The sequence below is a fragment of the Ruminobacter amylophilus genome (genome assembly GCF_900115655.1).
GTDB classification, from domain to species: Bacteria; Pseudomonadota; Gammaproteobacteria; order Enterobacterales; family Succinivibrionaceae; genus Ruminobacter; species Ruminobacter amylophilus.
The window spans coordinates 1-18,267 of record NZ_FOXF01000050.1; the positions used below are offsets into that span (position 1 = coordinate 1).

General features: G+C 44.4%; 9 protein-coding genes. 1 reads left to right on the forward strand and 8 read right to left on the reverse strand.

The window, feature by feature from the left end; genetic code table 11:
* Both BMY80_RS09990 and BMY80_RS09995 read right to left on the reverse strand, forming a co-directional pair.
* A partial coding sequence (locus tag BMY80_RS09990; protein ID WP_177178566.1) for a class II glutamine amidotransferase occupies positions 1-570 on the reverse strand: 570 nt, incomplete at its 3' end.
* 905 nt (positions 571-1,475) lie between these two features.
* Positions 1,476-1,997, reverse strand: coding sequence for a hypothetical protein (locus BMY80_RS09995; RefSeq protein WP_143066513.1), 522 nt, complete (start codon positions 1,995-1,997; stop codon positions 1,476-1,478).
* A 522-nt stretch (positions 1,998-2,519) separates the two neighbouring features.
* On the opposite strand from BMY80_RS09995, the gene zupT reads away from it, so the two are divergent.
* Positions 2,520-3,344, forward strand: coding sequence for a zinc transporter ZupT (zupT, locus tag BMY80_RS10000; protein WP_093143289.1), 825 nt, complete (start codon positions 2,520-2,522; stop codon positions 3,342-3,344).
* 174 nt (positions 3,345-3,518) lie between these two features.
* Here the strand turns inward: zupT and BMY80_RS10005 are convergent, their stop codons facing one another.
* The 6 genes from BMY80_RS10005 to BMY80_RS10030 form a co-directional block, all read right to left on the reverse strand.
* Complete coding sequence (locus BMY80_RS10005) at positions 3,519-4,976, reverse strand: YdgA family protein (protein WP_093143292.1); 1,458 nt, start codon at positions 4,974-4,976, stop codon at positions 3,519-3,521.
* Positions 4,977-5,297: 321 nt separating this feature from the next.
* Positions 5,298-9,833: a DNA-directed RNA polymerase subunit beta' gene (gene rpoC, locus BMY80_RS10010; RefSeq protein WP_425441303.1), complete on the reverse strand. Its 4,536-nt coding sequence runs from the start codon at positions 9,831-9,833 to the stop codon at positions 5,298-5,300.
* A gap of 95 nt (positions 9,834-9,928) precedes the next feature.
* Complete coding sequence (rpoB, locus tag BMY80_RS10015) at positions 9,929-14,401, reverse strand: DNA-directed RNA polymerase subunit beta (protein ID WP_093143297.1); 4,473 nt, start codon at positions 14,399-14,401, stop codon at positions 9,929-9,931.
* 518 nt (positions 14,402-14,919) lie between these two features.
* On the reverse strand, positions 14,920-16,086 hold the full coding sequence (locus tag BMY80_RS10020) for a ribonuclease D (RefSeq protein WP_093143299.1): 1,167 nt from the start codon (positions 16,084-16,086) through the stop codon (positions 14,920-14,922).
* Between the two features lie 183 nt (positions 16,087-16,269).
* Complete coding sequence (locus BMY80_RS10025; RefSeq protein ID WP_177178567.1) at positions 16,270-16,905, reverse strand: prepilin-type N-terminal cleavage/methylation domain-containing protein; 636 nt, start codon at positions 16,903-16,905, stop codon at positions 16,270-16,272.
* Positions 16,906-17,055: 150 nt separating this feature from the next.
* Positions 17,056-18,267 (reverse strand): PD-(D/E)XK nuclease domain-containing protein (locus tag BMY80_RS10030; RefSeq protein WP_093143304.1); only part of this gene is annotated, 1,212 nt, incomplete at its 5' end.

An 18,267-nucleotide genomic window follows, 5' to 3' on the forward strand; every position in this document is an offset into this window, starting at 1 on the left:
ATTCTGTCCCAGGCCGATAACCAGAGGAGAACCGCATCTTGCCACCACCATGGAATCAGGTTCGGCTGAATCAATGATTGCGGTACCGTAAGCTCCCTTAACTTGTTTAATGGCCTGCTGCAGAGCTTCAAGCAAACCGCAGCTCTGTTTTCTGTAATAATTTACAAGATGTACAAAAACCTCGGTATCAGTTTCTGAAGTAAAAATATATCCGTGTTTGATTAACATGGATTTGAGTTCAGCATAATTTTCAATGATACCGTTGTGAACCATTGCTATGGTTCCGGACATGTGGGGATGAGCATTCACTACTGACGGTTTTCCGTGAGTGGCCCAGCGGGTATGGGCAATACCTATACATCCGTCAAGGGATTTTTCCGCCACACTGCTTTCCAGAACTGATACTCTTCCGAGACATCTGTCTCGTAAAATTTCGTATGAGTTACCGGCTGTCTTACTGATGAAGGCTACACCTGCCGAATCGTATCCACGATATTCGAGTTTTTTTAATCCTTCTATAAGAAAATTCTTAACACTTCTTTTAGCTACGGCTCCGACTATCCCACACATATCAGTAAATACATCCTACAATATTCAGAGACAGGAGATACAAAGTAGATCCTGACAGGAATAAATTCTTAACACACCTTAATAAAAAAAATAATCTACTCTAGTGTACCACAGCCCCGACGGTTAAACGATTCACTTTATCACAAAATTCTAACAGAATGTTAAAATGTGATTTTGCTCAAATTTTAAAATCTAATTTAGATTAAAAAAGAAACAAAGATTACAGATATTTTTTTTGAGATTGTAATATCGGTAAAAATGACAAAAAAAAAGACTCCAACCAAACGTTGGAGTCAAAACGTGCAATAGCACACGGGATAAAACTGATCACTAATACATTTAGCAAACAGCGTGCCAACTTTTAAAAATTGTTTAATATATAAATATTTATGATTTAAGTATAGATTTATCAAAAACAAAATATTGCATTACCAGCAAAACATCAATTTATTTATAGTAATTTGCAAAAATTATTGCAAAATACATAATCTGTTTTGCAAAATGCAACTATTTTTGCATTTTGCAATAATTTAATCATTATTGAAATTCTTACGGATTTATTAAATTTTTTTGAATATTCTGACAGTTTGATTATTAATTAACCAATCATACATAAAAACTTCCGTCTGCACATAAACTTTTATACCAGACATGAAATTTATAATAAAAATAACATAACCATCTTTTGCCAGAAAACAGATTCACGTTCCAGTTATATAAAAAAATCGTGAGAACTATCCTCACAACGGAATCAGAGGACATCAGCAAGCAGGAAGAATCCCCATTCTTCCCATATATCCGTCAGGATACAGCCTCATACCATGGGTGTCTTCTGACTTTATCGCGAAAAAGACAACTGAAAATCCCCAGAACCTGCAGCAGAAAGAAATATTCTTGTAAAGCAGTTACTTCTTTACAAGAAATTCCTGATAAGCATTCATATACTTATCCATTTTTCTGAGAGTTTCAGGCGAAAAATCCTTTTCCTTGAGATAAGCCTTTCTCTTTTTTGCAAGTTCCTTCAGAACTACCTTGATTTTGCTCTGAACTGCTTCATCCTTCAGATAATCTCTTAATCTTCTGCCGATGTATTTGGCACAAAGAGCCGTTCCGTCCTCTCTGGACATTGTTTCCTTGTATTTGGTATTGTAACGGAGCCCCTTGCTTAAATCATATAAGGCCATCAGATAAGGGTACTTATCATAGGCATCATAAACAAACGCATCAGGACCTCTGTCCTTATCCCTGCTGTAGGCATCCTTGATTTCCTGATCAAGAGACTTGCTTGGCAGAACATTTTCCACAACCACGGCTTCGTCAACGCGCAGTTCCACAATTCTGCGGAGAAGAAGTTTTTCAAGTTCGGTCTTTTCGTAACCGAGTCCGTTATCTACGGAAGATGAACGTTTCCCAAAAATTTTCTCCAAAAACACCATAACTCCCCCTTTATGTTATTTTAGTTTTATTCAACGCGCTTTTAATTACTGTTTAAGAATGTTTTTGCGGAAATGACTCATCTAAACCTTTACACAACATCCCATTGTGAACCTTTATTCTTTTATATTTATTTTTTGTTTTAAATTATCTCATTAAAGTTCCGCCTGTAAAACTGCATACCGGAACTCTTACACACAGCTTTCGGTAAAAAACCCGTTCCTTATTATAATTTAATGCCTTCAGCGATAATGATACAGAAATATAAATTTCAGATATTTAACATAATTATTTCAGTTTTTTTTACCACTTACATGATTTACATCTCATTATTAATCTTCTTTACAGCTGTTATCCGTCTTTCATAAGGCAGCCGTTTTTTATCTCTGACAAATATCCCGCATTAAGATAATCAGACATCACCTACATGAAAAAATCTCCCTCTTCTTAAGCACCTGTTATTGTTAGCTTATGCTAACATTGTCACAGCAGACTTCATTCACGGAGATATTCATATGACAGATAGTATCTGGACTCCCTTAATGTTAACCATGATTGCCGGACTTTCCACAGGTATAGGCAGCATCATTGCCGTAGTTAAAAGAAAACCAGGCAATATGTTCTTTTCAGTATCTCTGGGGTTTTCAGCAGGAATCATTATTTTCGTATCTCTGGTTGAGCTTTACGGCAGTGCCAGAAATTCGCTTGCCGAAATCATGAATGCCGACACGGCCTACATGATTACGGTACTGTCCTTTTTTGCCGGCATATCGGTTATTGCCGTCATCGACATGCTGATTCCCGAACCGGAAAATCCGCATGAATTTAAAATTGCGGATCTGCGCAGAACCGGACACAGTCAGGATTTTGAAAAGTATGCGTCTCTTAACCGTATGGGACTCATGATGGCTCTTGCCATAGGCATACACAATTTTCCGGAAGGATTTGCAACCTTTATGGCAGGAACCGCGGATACCTCCATCGCCCTTTCGGTTACCCTTGCCATCGCCCTGCATAATATTCCCGAAGGCATAGCCGTGGCGGTTCCCGTATATTTTGCCACGGGCTCCCGTAAAAAAGCATTCTTCTGGTCATTTGTCTCAGGACTTGCCGAACCGGCCGGAGGACTTCTGGGATACATGGTATTTTCAGGATTTGAAAGCTCCATGGTTATCGGCATAACCTTTGCCATGGTGGCAGGCATCATGGTGTACATAGCCATCGATGAACTTCTGCCGTCAGCGGAAAAATACGGCATGCACCACCATACAATTATCGGTTTTACCGCCGGAATGTTTCTGATGGCCGTCAGTCTGATGATATTCTCCGTAATGAACTGATATTTTCCGGTAACATTCCGCCTGAAAAACATTATGTATTCCCTGACTTCCTCTGTATCTCTATGCAGAGATGCATCAGAGCCCCTGCGGAAACTCACACATACCTAAAACAAAAAATCCTGCCGCGTTGACCCACGGCAGGATTTCATCATCTGTCAGAACAAATCCGACCTATTACTTCAGAGGAGTACCGTTGATGGTACAGGAAACAATACCATTGGTACACATGAAGTTGGTTACGTACTTGTCAGCGAAGTTATTCTTATCGTACATGTTAATGAACTGCTGTACGGTTGCAAAAGCAGGATAGTTTTCAACCAGCTGGCTCATGGTGTTCTTGTTGAATTCAAGATGCATGTCAACCTTGGTAGAAGTCATCAGCTCCTGTGTGCTCTTGGCTCCGCCGAAATCAATATTTGCATCAAGATCAATCTTACCGTTGTTTAACAGTGTTGATAAGTTGATCTTATATACGGCACTGCCTATGAACTTGCCGTAGAATTCATTTGCAGTCTGCATGTCAAGATCACTAATACAGGTTCCTAAATCCTTGGACTTACAGGTCTTTTCCACATAACCGTAGTCAATACCTGATAAAGCGGCACTGAACTTCAGGTTGTCAAACACCAGAGCATCTCCGGCAATGTCATAAACAATCTGATCAACGGTAATATCGCCTGACAAGTTCTTTAATACCTTGTTTCCGGTAAATTCAGGTTCAGCGCTGTTAACCTTTAAATTTTTAATAACGAATCTGTCAGATTCCTTAGCCTTCTTTTCTTCCACGACAGGAGCTGCGGTTTCAGACTGTTCAGTCTGGGCAGCTTCAGCCTGGGCCACTTCCGTATTAGCCTGTACGGCAGCATCAGAACCTGCCTCATCTGCAGGAGTAGTGGAATATGAAGGGGAGGCAACATCCGCGTTTTCACTGCTTTCTTCTTCGTCCTCTACGAAGTATACTGAGAACTCATTGAGAGCGGCGCTTAATCTTTCAGAAGAAAAACCTGACATGGCAACCTTGAAGTTGGAAGTTTCAAGATTGAAGCTGTCCCACTTTGAGTGGTTGTCCTGATTGGTAAGATCAGAAACACCCTTTGAAGCCTGTCTCATGCTGTTGCTGAAAGTACCTTCAGACCAGCTTACTGAAACCTCATCATCCTTGTAGCTGAATGCAGGAAGAACAAAATCAGTATGAAGCACGTCAGCCCAGATTTCATATGATGAATTGATCTTCAGGGTCTTCAGATATTCAACAACCTGATGCAGAGGAAGGTCCAGAGACTGAGGATCAAGTTTTATCTCGGAATCAACCTTGGTAAAACCGTACTGATTGTCCTGAACCAGAGTGAAGATCTTCTTGGAACCGTTGTAGAAATCGTACTTGTATACATCAGAGAACAGTGAATCAGATGCTTCATCCTTGATAAAATCTACCGAAATGTTAGAGGTTATCGCCTTGTGATTGATTTCGGTTACGGAATTCTTGCATAGCTGTCTGTGCTGAGATTTTTCGTACATAGGAAGTCCGATAGCGGCACTCGCGCCTGCAACGCCGAGCAGAACAACTGCGGCAACAATCCACTTGACTGAACTGCCTGAAGACTTTTCATCATTCATCTGGTAATTATCCATGTATATACATACTCCTAGACATGTAAAAATCATTCGAAGATTCCGTTCAGCATGATTAGTGAACACTCTCCGAACAAAAAAATTCATCCTTTATAAAAAATTCCGCCTGATACCGGCAGTTTCAAAAAACGTAATTCTAATGAAATATCATCCGTTTTTATGTGATTATTATAACATCTTTTAAACACTATAAATATAAATTCCGAACATATGCATAAAGCACCTGCCGGCTGACCGAATCCCAAAACAAAAAACCTCCTGAATATGAATTCAGGAGGTTTGATTTCAGTTTAACTCCGACTTTTAAGGTCAGACATCAGTTTAGTTGGTAAAACCGGTGTCCAGGTCTCTTAAAGCCTGAGCGATGTTCTGCTCACCGATCTGCTCGGATGACATGCCTTCAAGTCTTGCCTTTTCAAGAGCAGCCTTGCGGGCAAGTTCACGTCTGCGCTGATGGTAGCTGAAACCTGTACCTGCAGGAATCAGACGGCCAACGATTACGTTTTCCTTAAGACCGCGTAAATCATCAATCTTGCCGGCGATTGCTGCTTCAGTGAGAACCTTGGTGGTTTCCTGGAATGATGCGGCTGACATGAATGATTCAGTGCTTAATGCAGACTTGGTGATACCTAACAGGATATGACGATACTTGATAGGTTCCTTCTTCTGGGCAATGAGCTTTTCATTTGCAAGCTTAACGCGTGCCACTTCAACGGTGTCACCGTTTAAGAATTCTTCTGAATCGCCCTTGTCGAGGATTTCACACTTACGAAGCATCTGACGGGCAATCATTTCGATGTGCTTATCGTTAATCTTTACACCCTGTAAACGGTATACCTGCTGAACTTCGGATACGATGTAGTTGGCAACAGCCGGAATACCGCGTAAACGAAGGATATCATGCGGAGATTCAGGACCTTCGGCGATAGGTTCACCGCGCTGTACTTCATCACCTTCCATTACGTTGATATCACGGTTCTGAGGAACAGAGAATTCAACAGGGAGGATTGGATTACCGTATTCGTCCTTTGAACCTTCCTTAGGAGTAATGATAACCTTTCTCTTAAGACGGTTTTCACGACCGAAGCTTACAATACCTGTTTCTTCAGCAAGAATTGCAGGTTCCTTAGGAGCACGGGCTTCGAAGATATCGGATACGCGTGGAAGACCACCGGTAATATCCTTGTTACCTGAAACCTTCTGAGGAATGGTTGCAATTACGTCACCTACTGCAACATCCTGGCCTTCGATGATACGAACGATTGACTTAGGATGCAGTACGTATGAAATCGGATTGCCCTTGGCATCACAGATTGCATTACCGTTATCATCAATCAGTTCAACAGCCGGATGCATGTCCATGATTGACTTGTAGTTCTGGTACTGAGACAGGTAGTGCTTGTATGCCTTTTCCTGAGATTCGTACTCACGGATTCTTGCCTTGTATTCAGCCATCTTCTTGTCGTAGTTTTCATCGTCAGCCTTAGGCATTACAGGAGCATCCTTTGGCTTGCCCGGATTTACAGGGGCAGTCATACGATGACCGCTTTCACGAACTTCGATGTATGAATTACCGGTACCTTCTTCATCCTTACGGTCAACGGTAACACCGATTTCCATATCCTTGAAGCGAACCTTACCGGCAAATTCGGTAATGGTTGGGTGGTTGTGCGCATCCCATTCTGCAACGGTCTTGCCGCTAACAACCTTTTCGCCGTTCTTAACAAAGAGTACGGAACCGTATGGAAGCTTGTGTGATTCATACTTGGCATCATCAACATAGAGATGAGCAGAACGAGAAACAACAACAAGACGACCGTCAGGTCTGGTTACGGTACGGGCGTCAATGATGATCTTGCCAGCACGCTTAACAACTACAGTGTTTTCAACTGCAGTACCGGAAGCCGCACCACCGATATGGAAGGTACGCATGGTAAGCTGGGTACCAGGTTCACCGATTGACTGAGCAGCCATAACACCGATTGCTTCACCCTTGTTAACCAGGTGACCGCGAGCCAGGTCGCGACCGTAACACTTGGCACAGATACCGTACTTGGTGTTACAGGTGATTGCTGAACGAACCTTAACAGAGTCAATACCGTTTTCTTCGAGGAGATCACAGAGATCTTCAGTCAGCATGGTGTTGTAAGGAATGAGGATTTCATCCTTGGTACCAGGCTTGATGATGTCATCTGCAACAACACGGCCGAGTACACGATCTCTCAGGGTTTCAACACAGGTGTTACCTGAGTAGATTGCCTTGATTTCGAGACCGTCATGAGTACCGCAGTCGTCTTCGTTAACCACGAGGTCCTGAGCAACGTCTACGAGACGGCGGGTCAGGTAACCGGAGTTAGCGGTCTTCAGAGCGGTATCTGACAGACCCTTACGGGCACCGTGGGTTGAAATGAAGTACTGTAAAACGTCCAGACCTTCACGGAAGTTTGCGGTAATAGGAGTTTCGATAACCGCACCGTTAGGCTTGGCCATCAGACCACGCATAGCGGCAAGCTGAGAAATCTGCTTTTCACTACCACGGGCACCTGAGTCAGCCATCATGTAGATGTTGTTGAATGATGCCTGGGTTTCTTCCTCACCGAGGATGTTGACTGCCTTTTCAACCTTGAGGTTGTTCATCATTTCCTTGGACAGTCTTTCAGAGGCGCGTGACCATACGTCAACTACCTTGTTGTAACGTTCGCCACCGGTAATCTGACCTTCATCGTATTCGTTCTGAATCTTGGTGATTTCATTTTCGGCAGAACCGATAATGCTCTTCTTTGATTCAGGAACAAGAATATCGTCGGTACAGATAGATGCACCTGAGAGCGCTGCGAACTTGAAGCCGGTGTACATGATCTTATCCGCGAAAATTACGGTTTCCTTAAGACCTAACGCACGGTAGCAGTTGTTCAGGAGAGCACCGATCTTCTTCTTTCCTAACGGAACGTTGGAAACGTACTTGAACCAGGTCTTTGGATTTGCCGCAAGTTCGGCTTCCTGTTCGGCGGTAAGCTTCATAGGAGGGTCAATCAGGTCAAAGCTTAATCCCTTTGGAAGGATGAGGATTGACAGAATCGCACGACCGATGGTGGTGTTACGGATTTCAAAACGTTCTTCGTAGTTGCCGTCCGGCTGCTTGATCCATTCTCTGATACGGCACTTTACACGGGCCTGAAGTTCAGCCTGACCGGTACGGTACAGTCTTTCAGCTTCTTCAGCGTCGGCGAGGATCATACCTTCACCCTTGGCGCCTACACGCATACGGGTCATGTAGTAGAGACCGAGCACAACGTCCTGTGAAGGAACAACGATAGGATCACCTGATGCAGGTGACAGCAGGTTGTTGGTTGCAAGCATGAGGGCACGGGCTTCGAGCTGAGCTTCGAGAGTCAGCGGGAGGTGAACAGCCATCTGGTCACCGTCGAAGTCTGCGTTGAAGCCGGTACATACCAGCGGATGCAGACGGATAGCCTTACCTTCAATCAGTACAGGTTCGAACGCCTGAATACCGAGTCTGTGCAGGGTTGGTGCACGGTTCAGCATTACCGGATGTTCACGTACTACTTCGTCCAGTACATCCCATACTGCCGCATCCTCTCTTTCAACCATGCGCTTTGCAGCCTTGATGGTGGTAGCGAGGCCCTTCTTTTCAAGACGGCCGTAGATGAACGGCTTGTAGAGTTCGAGAGCCATCTTCTTCGGCAGACCGCACTGATGCATGCGGAGGAAAGGACCTACGGTGATTACGGAACGGCCTGAGTAGTCAACACGCTTACCGAGGAGGTTCTGACGGAAACGGCCCTGCTTACCCTTGATCATGTCTGCAAGAGACTTGAGAGGACGCTTGTTTGAACCGGTTACCGCACGGCCGCGGCGACCGTTATCGATGAGGGCGTCAACAGCTTCCTGAAGCATACGCTTTTCGTTACGTACGATGATGTCAGGAGCACATAATTCGTTAAGTCTCTTCAGACGGTTGTTACGGTTGATAACACGACGATAGAGTTCGTTAAGGTCTGAAGTTGCGAAACGACCGCCTTCCAGTGGAACCAGAGGACGTAAATCAGGTGGAAGAACCGGTAATACGGTTAAAATCATCCATGCAGGATCGTTCTTTGACGCAATGAAGTCCTTAACAATGTTCAGACGACGGGTCAGGTTCTTTCTGTTGGTTTCTGAACTGGTGGTTTCCAGCTGCTGACGGATATCAGCTTCGATCTGATGAAGGTCGGCCTTCTTCAGAAGTTCAAGCAGAGCTTCAGCACCCATCTTTGCTTCGAATTCTTCGAAGTGTTCGTTGATCATATCGAAGTATTCTTCTTCGGTAAGGATCTGATGTTCGTAAAGGTCGGTGTCACCGGGATCGGTTACAACATACTTTTCAAAATAGAGAACACTTTCAATATCGCAGAGCTTCATGTCGAGGATGAAGCCGATACGGGACGGAAGTGACTTTAAGAACCAGATATGAGCTACAGGAGCAGCAAGTTCGATGTGACCCATACGTTCACGACGAACCTTGGCCTGAGTAACTTCTACACCGCACTTGTCACAGATGGTACCGCGATGCTTTAAACGCTTGTACTTACCGCAGAGACATTCGTAGTCCTTGGTAGGTCCGAAAATCTTGGCGCAGAAGAGACCGTCTCTTTCAGGCTTGAAAGTACGGTAGTTAATGGTTTCAGGCTTCTTGACTTCACCGTAAGACCATGAACGGATCTTATCAGGAGAAGCAAGGCTGATTCTGATTGCATCGAACTCAGCTGAATCTTCGTGCTTCTTGGCACCGGCATTACGGCTGAATTCAGAGAACTTACGGTCAATGCCTGAAGCGGCGGAAGACATGGTATCCATGATCTTTAAGCCGTCATCATTATTCTGTATTTCGTTAATACTCACAAAAAAACTCCTTCAGGCTCTCCGGTTACCGCCGGAGAGCAATTAACTTATTACTGCTTATCGATTTCAGGAAGACTGTTTCTGTTTTCAAGGTCGATATCGATACCGAGAGAACGGATTTCCTTCAATAACACGTTGAATGATTCAGGAATGCTTACATCCATTGTGTAGTCACCATCAACGATATTCTTATACATCTTGGTACGACCGTTTACGTCGTCTGACTTAACAGTCAGCATTTCTCTTAATGTATAAGCAGCACCGTAAGCTTCGAGAGCCCACACTTCCATTTCACCGAGACGCTGGCCACCGAACTGAGCCTTACCGCCGAGCGGCTGCTGAGTTACGAGAGAGTATGAACCGGTAGAACGTGCATGCATCTTGTCATCAACCAGGTGGTTCAGCTTGAGCATGTACATGATACCTACTGTAACCTTACGTTCGAAAGGTAAACCGGTACGGCCATCGTAAAGGGTAATCTGACCTGATTCAGGTAAATCTGCCAGACGGAGCATTTCCTTGATGTACTTTTCATCTGCACCGTCGAATACAGGGGTAGCTACAGGCAGACCGTTTCTCAGGTTTTCTGCCAGAGTCATTACTTCTTCATCATTGAGAGAAGAAATATCAACGCCCTGAGCATTACCGCCGATATCGTAGATCTTCTGCAGGAATTCACGATGTTCAGCGATGGCACGCTGTTCTCTGATCATGCGGTCGATCTTTTCACCGATACCCTTGGCAGCAAGACCTAAATGAACTTCCAGAACCTGACCGATGTTCATACGTGAAGGTACGCCCAGAGGGTTCAGCACGATATCTACAGGACGGCCGTTTTCATCGTAAGGCATATCTTCGATAGGACAGATCTTGGAGATAACCCCCTTGTTACCGTGACGACCTGCCATCTTGTCACCAGGCTGGATATGACGCTTAACAGCGAGGTAAACCTTAACCATCTTCTGAACGCCTGGAGCAAGATCATCACCCTTAGTGATCTTTCTTCTGTGAGCTTCGAGCTTGGCGTCGTATTCACGCTTGAGCAGAACAATCTGATTCTGCATTTCTTCGAGACGGCGCTGAGCGTCTTCGTTGTTCAGAGACTGGCTGAAGAGTTCTGAATCGTCGATGGCATCAACATTCTTAACACCGTTCTTTTCAAGGAGGTGACGAACGTTACGATAGATACCTGAACACAGGAAGTCGAGCTCTTCGTTGAGGTCCTTCTTGGTCTTGGCGATCATGTTTTCTTCAATCTGCTTTGCTCTTTCGTCCTTTTCAAGACCTTCACGGGTAAATACCTGAACGTCTACAACGGTAGCATGAGTACCTGCAGGAACGCGTAAAGAGGTATCCTTAACTTCAGCAGCCTTTTCACCGAAGATTGCGCGTAAGAGCTTTTCTTCAGGAGTTAACTGGGTTTCACCCTTTGGAGTTACCTTACCAACGAGGATATCACCGCCCTTAACTTCGGCACCGATGCATACGATACCTGACTTGTCCAGCTTGCTTAACGCAGCTTCACCGACATTAGGAATATCTGCGGTAATGTCTTCGGCACCGAGCTTGGTGTCACGGGCTGTACAGGTCTGTTCAATAATATGAATGGTGGTTAAACGGTCTTCGTTTGCAACTCTTTCAGATACGAGGATGGAGTCTTCGAAGTTGTAACCGTTCCATGGCATGAATGCAACACGGAGGTTCTGACCGAGAGCAAGTTCACCGAGGTCGGTTGAAGAACCGTCGGCGATTACGTCACCAACCTTAACGATTTCGCCAAGGCTTACGCATGGACGCTTGTTCAGGCAGGTGTTCTGGTTTGAACGGGTGTACTTGGACAGGTTGTAGATATCAATACCGGGTTCACCGTCGCGAACTTCTTCGATGTTAACCTTGATAATGATTCTTGCACCGTCAACGTAGATTACTTCACCGCCATGCTTTGCAATGGTGGTTACACCAGAGTCAACAGCAACCGCTCTTTCCATACCGGTACCAACGAACGGCTTTTCTGACAGAACGGTAGGAACAGCCTGACGCTGCATGTTACAACCCATCAGAGCACGGTTAGCGTCATCGTGTTCAAGGAACGGAATCAGGGAAGCTGATACGGAAATAATCTGCTGTGGAGATACGTCCATATACTTAACGTCACTTGCATGCTTGAACACTGATTCACCGTGTTCACGGCAAGGAATCAGGTCTGAAGTGAAGCGGCCTTCGCTGTCGATTGGAGCGTTGGCCTGTGCAATGATGTATGAGCCTTCTTCAACTGCTGACAGATATTCGAAGTCATCAGTTACCTTACCGTCTACAACACGGCGGTACGGAGTTTCAAGGAAGCCGTATTCATTGCAGCGTGAGAATACAGACAGTGAGTTAATCAGACCGATGTTCGGACCTTCAGGGGTTTCAATCGGACAGAGACGGCCGTAGTGAGTCGGATGTACGTCTCGAACTTCGAAGCCTGCACGTTCTCTGGTCAGACCGCCAGGACCTAAGGCACTGATACGACGCTTGTGAGAAATTTCAGAAAGCGGATTGTTCTGGTCCATGAACTGTGAAAGCTGTGAACTGCTGAAGAATTCCTTGATAGCGGCACTTACAGGCTTTGCATTGATTAAATCATCAGGCATTAATGATTCAAGTTCGTTCTTGTTGAGACGATCTGCAACAGCCTTCTGGATTCTTAAGAGACCGATACGGAACTGGTTTGCGGTCTGTTCGCCTACACTGCGGATACGACGGTTGCCCAGGTGGTCGATATCGTCCACGTTGGCCTTGCCGTCACGAATCTTGATGAGGTAACGCATTACCTTGATGATATCGCCGTTTGACAGTACAGGAGACGGACTGCTGAATGCGTAGGATGCTGAAGGATTTGCAGGATTTTCAATGTTACCTTCGAAATCAGGTACGTTTTCGTTTAATGAAAGATCCTTGATCTTGACAGCGAACGCTTCCTTTACTGAACCGTCTTCAAACTTGAGCTTGTGAATGTAACGGCCTTCATTGTCGGTTGCCTTTTCGTTGGCAGGAATTGCCATCTTGTCGATTGAATCGAAGAACTTGAGGTAACCGCGAACAGGAATACCGGTAGGAATGAGTGAACCGGTGCCTGAATCGCCTAAAAGCTTCTTGGCACGCTTGAAGAATTCAGGGAACTGACAGTATGCAATACCGTCCTTGAAGTATACGGGAGCTTCAGGGGTATTGAATTCACCGTTCTTAACCATAGCCTTGACAGCTTCGGAAACAGTGAGAGATTCCTTGAAGTGTTCGTCGAACTTCATACGACCTACGTCTGAAAGGTCATAACGGTCGTTATCGAAGAACATTCTCTGAACGTAATCGCTGGCAACGTCCTTTTCAAGACGGTCGCCCGGACGCATCATACCGTAGATTGCGAAAATAGCTTCTTCGCGGGTCTTGGTGGTATCGTTGTTCAGAGTTGATGAAATGAATGCACCGGTATCAATGATTGAAGTGAAGATGGTTTCAAACTTCTTGATGCCGTTTTCTGCAAGAGCTGCGAGAGTATCGAGGGTAACCTGGGTATTGCATTCTGCAACGAGGTTGCCTTCCTTGTCGTAGTAGTTCTTTGCGAGAACCTTATCAACGATGTATTCAGCAGGAATTTCAATGGCGGCAACCTTGTGGCCCTTTGAAATTTCAATAAAGCTCTTGAATTCAGACTTTTCAAGCTTGTCGATGTGACGCTTGGTGATCTTCTTGCCCTTTTCGGCAATAACCACGTCACCGCCCTTCAGATCGAAAGGAAGAACCTGACCCTGAAGTCTTTCAGGAATCATTTCCATTAACAGCTTCTTGCCCTTGATTTCATAGAAGGTGGTGTTGAAGAAGGTATCGAGAATCTGTTCATTGTCGAAACCGTAGGCACGAAGCAGCTGAGTGGCAGGAAGCTTGCGCTTGCGGTCGATACGTACGAACAGGTTGTCCTTGTGGTCAAATTCGAATTCCAGCCATGAACCGCGTGCAGGAATGATGCGGGAGCTGAAAATTACGCGGCCAGGGTAGTTCTTACCCTTGTCGCTGTCGAAGAATACGCCTGGAGAACGGTGTAACTGAGATACAACTACACGTTCAGTACCGTTGATAATGAAGGTACCGTTTTCGGTCATGAGCGGGATTTCGCCCATGTAAACTTCCTGCTGTTTTGCATTGATAACCTTCTTACCGTCCTTTTCACGCAAGGTGTAGAGTAAGGTTACACGCAGAGGAGCCTGATAGGAAGCACCGCGAATCAAACATTCCCTTACGTTGAATTCAGGTTCGCCGAGCTTGAACTTGATATATTCAAGAGAAGCCTGACCGTTCTGACTCTTGATAGGGAAAACACTGCGCAGTGCATCAGACAGACCGCAATCGCCGTTTGAGTTCGGGGTAATGAACTGGGCGTATGAATCAACCTGGGTTGAAATCAGATACGGAATGTCAATGAACTGAGTCATCTGTCCAAAATTCTTACGAATTCGTTTTTTCTCAGTATTAGATATCTTCATTGAAAAGATTACTCCAAAGATTATTACTAATTTTGTAGACTTAAATATAATTTAAAAATTTTTAAACTCTCACTAAGCTTTTTAAGACGCTGTCGCATGCCGGCAGTAAATCCTGAAAAACCGGTTTTTTCTCAGAATCCGTTTTCCGCCACGTTCAGCGGATCTCCGGCCCAACCTTTCACAGACAGCCTGTTTTCAATGTCTTTCGGCATTTTCGACAATCCGTGTGCTATTTCTTAAAATTAAAGCATAGATAAACACAGCATTATAACAAAAATTAACAGTATTTTGGAATATTTTTACTTTTTAGAGTCTTTTATAGAGATTTTGATTATTTTTTGACCAAACAAGCAATTTATTTTGCCTTATTTTTAGGAATTTGAAATAAATCACTGATTAAATGTTCAATTATCGTACCGACTTAATTTTCCGGTGACGCAAATCACACCGAAAACTCTGAATTCCGGAGCAAAGCCTCAGAAATCATTCTCTCCGGCATTCGCATCCCGGCGTCCCTTTCAGTCTTCCCGGGGTATATTGCAGATTTTCTGAATTCTTTTGCGGAAACTGTCCATACTGCCCAGCATTTCCCCTCTCCATCCCTGCTCGATAAGAGACTTGGAGGAGTCGGTATACATTGTGGTGTACATAAAATCCTCCAGCAGTCGGCGGCTGACCACCAGATCCTTGGCAATGGCATATTCCCCCGCTCTCTTTTTGGCATAGTTCTCCACTTCCTTCTTGACTGCGCGCAGTTCAGGATGCTGGTTTACCGCATCAAAGGTTTTAAGAACCGGACGTGATTTATCGGCTGAAGCCTTTAAGGCCGTACGTATGATGAGATCTCCGTATTTTCTGGCTATCTGACCGTTGACACCGGTTTTAATCAGACTGCCGACATTGAACACTCCGGCATCGGCAAGCTTTACCAGCACGGTATTTTTTATGAAAAAGGACAGCGGGATATCATCATACTCGCATACCTGCTGACGGAGTGTGCAGAGGGCATGTACGATTCTGAGCTTCTTGCTGTTGAGTTTTCCGGTTCCCTTAAGCTTTAAGTAAGTGGTATCGGCATTTCTGATTTCGGTATAGTGCTGAGCCTCGTTTTTAAGCTCTCTCTCCAGGAATGAAGCCACCTCAGGTCTGTCGCGGAGCTTTTCACTGAAAATGTCATAAATCTTCTTGAGATAGATGACATCCTCCACGGCATAGCTTATCTGTTCCTCAGTTAACGGACGCTGACTCCAGTCCGAACGTGTTTCGGTTTTACCGAGCACTATTCCGAGATATTTCTCCACCAGGGTACACAGTCCCACATTGGAGGTTCCGTCAACAAAAGAACTGGCGGTCTGGAGATCATAATACTTTTCCGGATAAAGGCGGTTCAGACCGAATTTTCTGGCCAGACCGGTAATGATTTCCATATCCTCGGAACCTGCATGACAGATCACGGGACATTTTGCGTTTACGAGAGCGGAAATTATTTTATCGAGTGAAACCTTATTGAGGGTATCTACCAGAAACACCCTGCCGTCAATGCACAGCTGAAGCAGGCAGAGGATCGGATAGTATGTTCTTTCTCTTAGAAATTCCGTATCAAAGGATATGTATTCCGGATCTGCCGATAAAGCATCCATCAGAGGTGTTAACTGTGCATCACTTTCAATAAATATGTAATTCATAAATAATTCCTACCGCCTTTTCAGAGAATTATACACGAATTTACGGTTTTAAATTGAAATGATGATTCGGATGCAATCCCGTTTGACTAAATTTAAGGCATACGGGACCTTAAATACCAGTGCTTTGACGAAATTCCGAACACTCGGAATTTTCAGCAGATTCCGGTTATGAGGCCTGCAGGATCAGCAGTCCTTATCAACCAGAGCAACCTTGTAGTCAATCAGTGTCCGAACCGTAACGGTGTTTCCGGCATCATCCTGCTTTTCGATTTCCTGCATATACGGCTGCTGATAGATAATACCGCATCCTGAGGATGCGCCGAGATCTCCCCTGTCATTCACCGTTATTCCCTTCACCTCCGGAGAATGAGGCTGATAGAGAACAATCCTGCCTTCTGACGGAATGTCATATACCCAGACGAAATCGGATTTTTTTCCGTCATTCTCCCTGTCCTCATCAGAGCGTTTTACCGCCTTCAGGTACATGGCTCTGACAAGACCGTCCTCTGAGGCTCTCGGTCTTCCGTAAACCGCCATGATTCTGGCACTGTCGGTACACTGTTTGGAAAGCGAATTCAATTCATAACAGTCATAGGAACTCTCCAGCTTTTCAGTTCCGGCAATCACGGCCCTGTCATGAACCATTATTGAAGAAAAATCGATTGCTCCCTTAAGTCCGTGAAGAGCGCTTATACGGGAATCCTTCTGCAGATCAATAAAATGAGGAATGGCGACTATGGCTATAATCCCCACTACAACAACTACTATCACAAGTTCAATAAGAGTAAAACCGTTACGGTTACCCGCTTTATTAAACATCCTCATCCTCCGTAATATGCACATTATCCGGAATTAACCATTTCGACAACAGATGAATCACGAATTTCATGCATCCTCTGATTACCTGTTTCTTCACATCCTGTTTTAAAACCGCACCTTACATTATATTCTCAATTGAACGGCTGTTTTTTATTTAAGCTTCTTAACCTGAACTGAACAGATTTTTTTATAGAAACAGATGCCGTAGGCATAGATGTTTTTAACTGAAGGATCATCAATGAACACATCAGCATATCTTTTTTCAAGTATCTGTTCCAGAGCTCTGCCGGCGGAAACCACTCTGGCTCCGAACGGTCTGTCAGTCTGCTTCAATTCCAGAACCGCTACACTGTCACTGCTTTTTGAAGCGGCAATGATATCAGCATAACCGTCACCTGATTCCGTATTTGATTTATGCTCTTCCATATATGAGGTACCGCTTGCCAGCAGTCCGTTAATGAAGCCGTGATAATAGTTTTCCTTCGGTGCATTTGTGGCAAAGTCCCTGATGGAAACGTATTTCATCAGGAGTGCGTTAAGTTTCGTTTCTACCTCTTCGGCATTCCCCTCAAACAAACCTTTTACCAGGTCACCGGTACTGTTTCTCATTTCAGGATTTGTTTTAAAGAAATCCATGATCTTCGATTTGAAACAGTCCTTTATTTCCTCATTTGGAATATACAGTCTGTATTCGTTTTTGGTGTCAGATCGGTATTGCGGATCAAAGGTAAGATATCCGGTGTACAGCAGCAGTGTCCAGAAATCATTTACATTGTGATTTTTTAAATCACCGTAGCACAGAGATGTCCTTACTTCCGTGGTAATTGATTTACCGTCCAGAAGATCCTGCATTTTATCAACGTCTTCAGACCTGATAAACCCCATAAATTCCTCGATTACGTCATTACCGCTGGTGTTTATCCAGTAGTTGTCCGCCGAAATGAGGTTTCTGTCCTCATCAAGCTTTTCATGGTTGTCATCACAGAAGGACATTACGTCCCACGGGCAGTACATGTGATTTTTTCCGAAATAATACCCGTCATAATTATTTCTCACACTCTCGTAATGATCGGTAAGACCGTAGTAAGACAGTACCTCCCCGGTCTCTTTTTCCGTAAAACCAATTCCCTGAGAAATATCGTCCTTGCCGGTATCAAGAACTGAACAGATTTTTAGATTGTTGAGCCCAGTAAAAATACTTTCCTTGGCGGCTCTCAGACAGCCGGTAAGCACGGCCCTGCCGAGGTAAAGATTGGTTTTTAAGGCGTTTCCCAAAAACGGACTGATGATGTCAATCATTTCATCGTAGTAGTCGTAGTGGGCTGCCTTGGCAATAGGTACATCATATTCATCTATCAGAAG